Source organism: Umezawaea sp. NPDC059074, from assembly GCF_042738955.1.
In the GTDB taxonomy this organism is placed as follows: domain Bacteria; phylum Actinomycetota; class Actinomycetes; order Mycobacteriales; family Pseudonocardiaceae; genus Umezawaea.
The window spans coordinates 1-9,315 of record NZ_JBHYHC010000221.1; the positions used below are offsets into that span (position 1 = coordinate 1).

Consider the following 9,315-nt stretch of genomic DNA (forward strand, 5'->3'; position numbering starts at 1 on the left):
GAAAACCGTTTCTACCGCGCTTCCCCTGCGGAAAATACGAACGGGCCGGGGAGCGCGCTCACCGGCCGGTTCGGGGACGAGCTGCTAGCTGGTGATGTCCTTGGTGGTGAAGCGGCGGGCGGCGAGCAGCGTGAACAGCCCGCCGTACACCAGCGCCGAGAACACGCCCTTGGTCATCTCCGTCCAGTCGATGTCGGTCGACAGCAGGTCCGACCACGCCAGCGCGTAGTGCGTCGGCAGGTACTGCCGCAGGTCGCCGAGCGCGGTGATCTGGTCGAGGATCTGCGACAGGATCGACGCCAGCACCGCGCCGCCGACCGCGCCGAGCGGCGCGTCGGTGGCGACGGACAGGAACAGCGCGAGCCCCGCGACCCAGAACAGGTGGATCGCGATGTAGCCGACCGCGAACACCAGCGCGGTCACGCCGTCGCCGAACGACGCGGCCTCACCCGTCGGGCTCACCAGTTCGCCGGAGCCGTACCAGACGACGCCGACGGCCAGTGCGACCGCGGGCAGCAGGACCAGCGCGAACACCGACAGCAGCCCCGACGACACGGCCTTGCGGCGCAGCAGCCGGTGCCGCGGGATCGGCGCGGCGAGCAGGTACTTCAGGCTCGACCACGACGCCTCGCTGGCGATCGTGTCGCCGAAGAACAGCGCCACGATCATCGGCAGCAGGAAGCTGCTCGTCACGAACAGCGTCAGCAGCACGAAGTTCACGCCGCTGGCCGTGGCCAGGTCGACGAACCCGCCGGAGCGGCGGTTCGGCGACGACTCGCCCAGCTCGAACGAGACCACCAGGATGAACGGCAGCAGCACCAGGAACGCCAGCACGAGCTGGGTCCGGCGCCGCCGGAGCTGGCGGATCAGCTCGACCCGCAGCGGCAGCGTCTTGCGCGCCCGGTAGCCCACGGTCGAGCCGTCCGGCGCGACCGCGTTCACCTCGCTCGCCACGGCGGTGGTCAGGTCGTCGATCGCGGCCGAGTCGGTGTGGACGCCGCTCGCGCCGAGTTCTTGCTCGCTCACGCCGAACTCCCCTCTCCGACGAGTTCCAGGAACGCGTCCTCCAGCCGCCTGCGGGGACCGACCTGGTCGACCATGACCCCGGCCTTGACCAGCTCGCCCAGCGCGACCGCGCGCGGCGTGCCGTTGAGGCCCGCGTGCACGAGGTCGCCGTCGACGTGCACGTCCTGCACGCCGTCGAGGCCCCGCAGCACGGTCGCGGCCCGCATCGGCTCGTCGACCTTGAACGTCGCCTCGCCACCACCCTGGGCGATGTCGTCGACGAGACCGGCGGCCACGAGCTGGCCCTTGTGCATCACCACGACGTGCGTGCAGGTCTGCTCGACCTCGGCCAGCAGGTGGCTGGAGACCAGCACCGTCCGGCCCGCCGCCGCGTAGCGGCGCAGCACGTCGCGCATCTGGTGGATCTGGGGCGGGTCGAGGCCGTTGGTCGGCTCGTCGAGCACGAGCAGGTCCGGCAGGCCGAGCATCGCCTGGGCGATGGCCAACCGCTGCCGCATGCCCTGGCTGTACGTGCGGACCTTGCGGTTCACGGCGTTGCCGAGGCCCGCGATCTCCAGCGCCTCCTCGAAGTGCGCCTGCTCCGGCGGACGGCCGGTGGCGGCCCAGTAGAGGTGCAGGTTCGCCGTGCCGGACAGGTGCGGCAGGAAGCCCGCGCCCTCGACGAACGAGCCGATGCGCGACAGCACGGGCGCGCCGGGCGTGACCTTGTGGCCGAACACCCGGATGCCGCCCTCGGTCGGGTGGATCAGGCCCATCAGCATCCGCAGCGTGGTGGTCTTGCCCGCGCCGTTCGGCCCGAGCAGGCCCAGCACCTGGCCGTGCTCGACCCGGAACGACAGGTCCTTCACGGCGGTGAGCTTGCCGGGGTAGGACTTCGTCAGGTTCTCGATCACCAGCGGCACGGTCAGCAGGTCCGGGTCCACGTCGGCGGAGAGCCTGCGCCGGAACGCGGCCACGACGCCGACCGCGACGAAGGCCAGCAGCACGATGCCGATGCCCCACAGCGCGGTGGTCGACGTGCTCGCGACGACGTTCGAGCCCGGCACGACCGGCAGCTCGACGGCGTTGTCCGCCAACGAGATCCGGTACGCCGCGGGCGTCTCGGTGTTCGCGTACGACTGGTCGGTCGTGGCGACGACGAGCTGCACGCGGTGGTTGCTCTCGACCGGCCGGACGATGCCCGCCAGGTTCACGGTCACCTCGACCGGCGTCCCGTCGGCGGGCAGCGAGGCGATCCGCACGGGCGCCACGGTCGCGCCGGGCAGCGTGCGGTTGCCGTTCTGGTCGGCGTCGTAGAACTTCACGAACAGCACCGCGCCCTCGGCGGGCACCGGCTGGCCGGGCACCGCCGCGACCTTCAGCTTCACCGTCGGCGAGCCCGCGACCAGCACCTGCGAGGTGAGCTGCTCGGAGCTGAACACGGCGGCCTGGCCGGGCAGGTCGATCGACAGCCTGCTGGACAGCGAGTTCGACCCGCTGAGCACCGAGCCGAAGCCCGGCAGGCTGCTCACCGCCGCCGGGTTGCCCCCGGCCGGGTTGACCACGACCTGCTCGCGGCCCTGGAGCGGCAGCGAGGTCCGCTGCGTCGTCGTGCCGCCGGAGAGGCCGGGGTAGCCGGGCGTGGTGACGGTCCGCAGCGACGACGTGCCGTTGGTGCGGAACGCGCCCTGCACCGCGTACTCGAAGCCGGTGCCGGGGTCCGTGCCCTTGTTCTGCAGGTGGAACGCCATCCAGTCGGCGATCTCCCCGCGCAGCGCCGCGCCGGGGCTGCCGCCGTCGTGGCCGCCCGCGTACCAGACGACCTTGACCTTGGCGCCGTTCGCGGCGATCTGCCGGGCGTTGGCGTCGGCCTGGTCGAGGCCGAACAGCGTGTCCTGCTCGCCCTGCACGATCAGCGTCGGCTGCTTGATGGAGTCGGTGACCGCCACGGGGGACGCGTCGCGCAGCAGCTTCAGCGTCGCCGGGCTCGCCTTGCCGGTGGTCGCGACCTCCGTGTACGCGGCGCACACCTCGGGGGTGAACCGGCCGCACGCGTCGGGCGCGGGGGCGTTGCCGCTGCCGCCGCCGGGCTGGCGGCCCTGCGCGGCCACGGACCCGGCCGCCGCGGTGGCGTTGCCGACCGCGTCGTCCGCCTGGCCGGGCTCGGGGGCCTCCTGGCCGGGGCTCGCGCCCTCGCTGCCCGACAGGCCCGCCGAGAAGAAGATGCCCGCCCACGACCGCTTGAACACGCCGTCGTCGCCGAACGCCCGACCCGCGGGGGTCGTGGCGTCGGACGCCGTCGTCGCGCCGGAGTTCGGGATCAGCGCCTGCGACAGGTCGTTGTAGGTGATGACCGGGGCGAGGGTGTCCACGCGCGGGTCGACGCCCGCGAGCAGCAGCGACAGCGAGCCGCCGTAGGAGCCGCCGGTCACGCCGACACGGGGGTCGCCGGGGCCGTCGGTCTGCACCTCCTCGCGGGTGGCCAGCCAGTCGAGCAGCTTCTGGGCGTCCTTGACCTCGTAGTCGAGGGAGTTCAGCGAGATCTTGCCGGTGCTGCGGCCGAAGCCGCGCGCCGAGTAGGTGAGCACGACGAACCCGCGCTGGGCCAGTTCGGTGGCCTGGGTGGACACGCTGGCCTTGCTGCCGCCGAAACCGTGCGGGAGCAGGATGGCGGGCGCGGGCGTCTGGGCGGGCAGGTACAGCGTGGTGTCGATCTGGATCGTCTGGGAGGAACCCGGACTTTCCGGCACGTCGATCACCGCGTCACGGGTGCTCACCGGCGGAGGGGCGTCTCCCGATCGCGTCCAGAACACGGTGCCGCCGACGAGGGCGAGCACCACGAGCACGATGGGGAGAGACCACCTGCCGCGGAGGCGGGAGAGGTGGGACACGAGTTGACCTTATGGGAGGTTTGCTGAGAACGGGCTGAAGGTGTGGGGAGAGCCGCCCGGTGTTTCGGCTGGTGGAAGAACCGGGCATCGTTCGGGTGAAATCGAACGAAACGGGTGCGTCTGGTCACGACGGGTGGCGCTGGGCCCCCCGCGTGCGCCAAACTCCACTACAGCTGGAGGGGAGTACTCCCGACGCGGCGGTGTCGTCAACACGGTGTCTCGACCCAGAGAGCCACCCGGTGCCGCTGGCTAGGCGGCAGCGACCGCCTGGTGGAGGAGACCTCCGGGCATTGGCGTGCGCCTGTCCGGAGGTTGGAATAATGGTAGTTCCCGCGTGGCTGTGGATCGCCACGATCGCCGGTCTCCTCGTCCTGCTGGCCATCGACCTCGTCATCGTCGATCGGAAGCCGCACGAGGTCACCATCGGTGAAGCGGGCCGCTGGGTGACGTTCTACGTCGCCGTGGCCATCGCGTTCGGGGCGGGCCTCTGGTACTTCGCGGGCAGTCAGCCCGCCACGGAGTTCTTCGCCGGGTACATCACCGAGTACTCGCTCAGCGTCGACAACCTGTTCATCTTCCTGATCATCATGACCGCGTTCAAGGTGCCGTCGATCCACCAGCACAAGGTGCTCCTCATCGGCATCCTGATGGCGCTGGTCATGCGCGGCATCTTCATCGCGGTCGGCGCGGCGGTCATCGAGCAGTTCAGCTGGGTCTTCTACATCTTCGGCGCGTTCCTCATCTACACCGCCTACAACCTGGCGAGGACGAACCACGACGAGGAGGAGGACGAGTTCAAGGAGAACGCCGCGCTGCGGATCGTGCGGAAGGTCTTCCCCGTCACGGACTCGTTCCACGAGGCCAAGTCCTTCGTGAAGCTGAACGGCAAGCGCTTCGTGACGCCGATGTTCATCGTGATCGTGGCGATCGGCACGACCGACCTGCTGTTCGCGCTCGACTCGATCCCGGCGATCTTCGGCCTCACGAAGGAGCCGTTCCTCGTGTTCGCCGCGAACGCGTTCGCGCTGATGGGCCTGCGGCAGCTGTACTTCCTGCTCGGCGGCCTGCTCAGCAAGCTGGTCTACCTGTCGGTCGGCCTGTCGGTGATCCTCGGGTTCATCGGCGTGAAGCTGATCCTGGAAGCCCTGCACACCAACACGTTCTCGTTCCTCAACGACGGCGAGGGCCTGCCGGTCCCGACCATCGGCATCGAGCTGTCGCTCGGCGTGATCGTCGGCGTCCTGGCCATCACCACGGTCGCCAGCCTGATCAAGGTGAAGCGCCACCCCGAGGCCGCCAAGCACGTGGGTTCCGTGCTCTGACCCGGCGAAGTGCCGTGAGCGGACGCGAAAGCCCCTAACTCTCCCGCCCGCTCACGGCCCCTCGGCGGTCACACCACCTTCTTGCCGTCCATCCACACGCCGCGGATGGCGGACCGGAACTCGCCGCCACTGCGCGCGGCGAGTTCTTCGGCATCTCCCTGGACCAGCACGAGGTCGGCCTTCTTGCCCGCCTCGAGCGTGCCCAGTTCCCCGTCCACGCCGAGCAGTTCGGCGGCGGACCGGGTGGCCGCGTGCAGGGCGGCGGCGGGGGACATGCCGCTCGCGACCATCAGCGGCAGCTCGTCCAGGTTGTCGCCGTGCGGGCCGACGCCCGAGTCGGAGCCCATGGCGATCTTCACGCCCGCCGCGACGGCCATCCGCACCGACTCGTCGTGCCGCGCGGACACGCTGATCGCCTTGTCCCGGATCTGGTCGGACACGGTCATCCCGGCGGCGATCTGCTTGAGCACCGCCCGCGGCGCGGTCAGCGTCGGCACGAGCCACGTGCCGTGCTCCAGCATCAGCTCGACCGCCTCGTCGTCGAGGAACACGCCGTGCTCGACCGAGCGGACGCCGTTGCGCGCGGCGACCTTGATGCCGTCGGTGGCCTGGGCGTGCGACATGACGAAGATGCCCGCCGCGGCGGCCTCGGCCACGACCATCGCGACCTCCTCGTCGCGGAACTGGCCGAGGCGGGGGTTCGAGCGGGGCGAGAGCACGCCGCCGCTGGTCGCGATCTTGATGACGTCCGCGCCCGCCCGCACCAGCTCGCGGACGATCCGCCGCAGCTCCTCCGGGCCGTCGCCGACACCGTTGGGCATGCCGGGGTGCAGCACCGAGCCGTGGACGCCGCAGGGCAGCCAGTCGTCGCCGTGGCCGCCTGTCTGCGACACCATGTTGATGGCGATCTTGATGCGCGGCCCGGCGATCAGCCCGGTGCGCACGGCCGTCGCCACGCCGAGGTCCGCGCCCATCGCGTCGCGCACGGACGTGACGCCGCACTCCAGCGTGGCCCGCATGTTGTGGATCGCCTGGTAGAACGGCAGCGAGAACGGGGTGTTCAGCGCCTTCACCGTGTCGATGTCGCCGAACATGAAGTGGGTGTGGCAGTCGAACAGACCCGGCAGCACGGTGTGCCCGGTCGCGTCGACGACCTCGTCGCCGTCGAGGCCGGTACCGACCTCCACGATGCGGTCGTCCTCGACCACCACGTCGCCTGGCCGCGCGGTCGCGCCGGAGCCGTCGAACACCTTGCCACCTGCGAACACGATCCGAGTCATGGCACCGCAATCCTGTGTGATCGTCAATAAATCTCGTGAGCTTTGCTAAGAATAGTGGGGTAACGTGCTCGATCGTGCGCCCCGATGACCTGAACCTCGTGTCCGTGCCCGGCCCGCTCGCGCTGCACGGCGACCTCCTCCTGGTCACCGTGACGAGCCCCGACCTGACCGCGAACGCCTACCGGGGCGGTCTGCACCGCGTCCCGCTCGACGGCGGCGACCCCGTCCGCTGGACGTGGGGCGACCGCGACTTCGCGCCCCGAGTGTCCCCCGACGGCCGCTGGGTGGCGTTCCTCCGCAGCTCCGGCACCGGCAAGGCGGCCGCGCCGCAGGTGCACGTGCTGCCCACCGACGGCGGCGAGCCGCGCAAGGTGACCGACCTGCCGCTCGGCGCGGGCGTGCCCGTGTGGGCGCCGGACTCGCGGCGGATCGCCTTCACCGCGCGCGTGCCCGAGCCGGGCCGCTACGGCACGACGGCCGTGGAGGGCGAGGACGCCCCGACGCCCGACGCCGAGGCGCCGCGCCGCATCACCCGCCTCGACTACCGCGTCGACGACGTCGGCTTCCTCGGCGACCGCGAACTGCGGCTGCACGTCGTGGACGCGCTGGACGCCGACGCGAAGCCGGTCGAGCTGACCGACGGCACGTTCACCGTCGCCGAGCCCACGTGGACGCCGGACGGCACGCGGATCGTGGTCGTCGCAGACCGCGACCTCGGCGAGCCCATCTCGCTGCACAGCGACCTCTACTCCGTGCCCGCCGACGGCGGCGCGCCCGAGCTGCTCGTGCGCACCGAGGGCAACGCCGTCCTCCCGGTCCACGGCCCGGACGGCACCCTCTACTTCTACGGCGGCGAGTTCACCGGCATCCACTCGGTCGCCCGCAACCTGGGCCTCTGGGCGTTCGACGGCTCGGCCGTCCGCAGGCTCACCGACGTCGAGTCGGTCGACTGCGAGCGCGCCGCGGGCGCGGCGGTCCCCACGGAGACCGGTGTCGTCGTGGCGGTCCGCCACCGCGGGGCCGTGGAGCTGCGCCGCGTGCCGCTCGACGCGTCCGGCGCCGTGCTGGCCGACCTGGAAGTCCTTGCGGGACAAGGCGGCGAGGTCAAGTCGTTCGGCGTGCACGGCGACCGGATCGCCGCCGTGGTGTCCACTTCGGACAACCCCGGCGAGGTCGAGCTGGTCGGCTCCGGCGTCCTCACCGACTTCGGCGCGCCGCTGCGCGAGGCGGGCGTGCGCCGCTCGGTCGAGCTGACCGGCACCGCGCCCGACGGCCACCCGGCGCACGGCTTCCTCGTGCTGCCCGAGGGCGAGGGTCCGCACCCGGTGCTGCTCGTCGTGCACGGCGGCCCGTTCATGTTCCACGGCCAGGGCTTCTTCGACGAGGCGCAGGTGTACGCGAGCGCGGGCTACGCCGTCGTGCTGCCGAACCCGCGCGGCTCCGCGGGCTACGGCCAGGCCCACGGGCAGGCGGTCGTCGGCGCGTTCGGCACCATCGACGTGGACGACGTCCTCGCCGTCCTGGACGCCGCCCTGGAACGCCCGGACCTCGACGCGGGCCGCGTCGGCGTCATGGGCGGCTCGTACGGCGGGTTCATGACGAGTTGGCTGTCCGCGCACCACGGCGAGCGGTTCCGCGCGGCGTGGAGCGAGCGGGCCGTCAACGCCTGGGACTCGTTCGGCGGCTCGTCGGACATCGGCTGGTTCTTCGCCGACGCCTACTGCGGCGCGGACCCGGCCAAGCAGCACGCCATGAGCCCGCTGACCTACGCCGAGAAGATCACCCTGCCGTTCGCGGTCGTGCACTCCGAGCACGACTGGCGCTGCCCGCTGGAGCAGGCCCAGCGCATGTTCGTCGCACTGCGCCGCAACGGCGTGGACGCCGAGATGCTGATCTTCCCCGGCGAGGGCCACGAGCTGACCCGCTCCGGCAAGCCCCGCCACCGGCGCCAGCGCTTCGCCGCCGTCCTGGACTGGTGGTCCAGGCACCTCGGGTGACCGGTCCAGCCCGCCGTGCGACTTTCGGGGGTTTCCCGAGCCGCGCGGTGGGCTGGATCTCTCAATGGCTGGCGGTGGCGGCGCTCGTGCGGCACGCTGCCTGCATGCAGTGGACCGTCCGGACAGCGCGGCCGGAGGACGCCACGGAGATCGCCAGGATCAACGTGGCCGCCTGGCAGCACGCGTACCGGGGAATCGTCGCCGACCCCGTGCTGGACCGGATGCTGCCCGAGAGCAGGTTGCCGGGCTGGACCCGAGTGCTCGCGCTCCCCGAGCCGAGCGCCGTGTTCGTCTCCGTGACGGACGACGGCACGATCGGCGCGTACTGCGCCGTCGACGCCGTCCGCGAGGTGGGGGACGCGCACCCGGACCTGGACACGGGCGAGATGACCGCGATCTACGCCGATCCCCGGTTCAAGGGGACCGGGGCGGGGCACGAGGTGCACGAGGCGGCTGTGAGGCACCTGCTGGAACACGGGTTCCGGTATGCCGTGCTGTGGGTGTTCCAGGACAACACGCCCAGTCGGGAGTTCTACGAGGCCCACGGGTGGCGGCACGACGGAGTGGTGCACCGGTACGAACTGGGTGACCAGGAGTTGCCTGAGGTGCGGTACGCGCGGTTCTTGTCGGCTCCGCGTCGGCGGCGGACGACGCCGGCTGCGCGGCGTCGGTCCTAGCTCGGCAGGGTGTGGGGGCCCGTCGTCAGGTGGGGGCCGTCGTCAGGTGTGGACCCGTCACCCCGCTCGCGTCATTGTCTCCATGGCCCGTTCGCTTTGTCAAGGCGGGAAAGATGCCTTGACAAAGCGAACGGGCCAAGTGG

The 9,315-nt window shown here is 71.4% G+C and carries 6 protein-coding genes; 3 read left to right on the forward strand and 3 right to left on the reverse strand.

Annotated features, from left to right (window positions below; translation table 11 throughout):
* Positions 1-84: 84 nt before the first annotated feature.
* Complete coding sequence (locus ACFWW9_RS44420) at positions 85-1,026, reverse strand: ABC transporter permease (protein ID WP_390389394.1); 942 nt, start codon at positions 1,024-1,026, stop codon at positions 85-87.
* Positions 1,023-3,896 carry an alpha/beta fold hydrolase gene (locus ACFWW9_RS44425; RefSeq protein WP_390389396.1) on the reverse strand — a complete coding sequence of 958 codons (2,874 nt, stop codon included), beginning with the start codon at positions 3,894-3,896 and terminating at the stop codon, positions 1,023-1,025. The genes ACFWW9_RS44420 and ACFWW9_RS44425 overlap by 4 nt, the downstream gene beginning before the upstream one ends.
* A gap of 320 nt (positions 3,897-4,216) precedes the next feature.
* On the opposite strand from ACFWW9_RS44425, the gene ACFWW9_RS44430 reads away from it, so the two are divergent.
* The gene (locus ACFWW9_RS44430) at positions 4,217-5,218 is read left to right on the forward strand and encodes a TerC family protein (protein WP_390389399.1); all 1,002 of its coding nucleotides are present in this window, start codon (positions 4,217-4,219) and stop codon (positions 5,216-5,218) included.
* 68 nt (positions 5,219-5,286) lie between these two features.
* On the opposite strand, the gene ACFWW9_RS44435 is transcribed toward ACFWW9_RS44430, so the two are convergent.
* Positions 5,287-6,498 carry an amidohydrolase family protein gene (locus ACFWW9_RS44435; protein WP_390389400.1) on the reverse strand — a complete coding sequence of 404 codons (1,212 nt, stop codon included), beginning with the start codon at positions 6,496-6,498 and terminating at the stop codon, positions 5,287-5,289.
* 74 nt (positions 6,499-6,572) lie between these two features.
* On the opposite strand from ACFWW9_RS44435, the gene ACFWW9_RS44440 reads away from it, so the two are divergent.
* Entirely contained in the window at positions 6,573-8,495 is a 1,923-nt protein-coding gene (locus ACFWW9_RS44440) for an alpha/beta fold hydrolase (protein WP_390389402.1), read from the forward strand.
* 104 nt (positions 8,496-8,599) lie between these two features.
* Positions 8,600-9,172, forward strand: a complete 573-nt coding sequence (locus ACFWW9_RS44445; protein ID WP_390389403.1) for a GNAT family N-acetyltransferase — start codon at positions 8,600-8,602, stop codon at positions 9,170-9,172.
* Positions 9,173-9,315 lie beyond the last annotated feature (143 nt).

Coding starts and splice junctions, on each gene's coding strand:
- ACFWW9_RS44430 (WP_390389399.1), top strand. CDS start 4,217: ATGGTAGTTCCCGCGTGGCTGTGGATCGCCACGATCGCCGGTCTCCTC.
- ACFWW9_RS44445 (WP_390389403.1), top strand. CDS start 8,600: ATGCAGTGGACCGTCCGGACAGCGCGGCCGGAGGACGCCACGGAGATC.
- ACFWW9_RS44435 (WP_390389400.1), bottom strand. CDS start 6,498: ATGACTCGGATCGTGTTCGCAGGTGGCAAGGTGTTCGACGGCTCCGGC.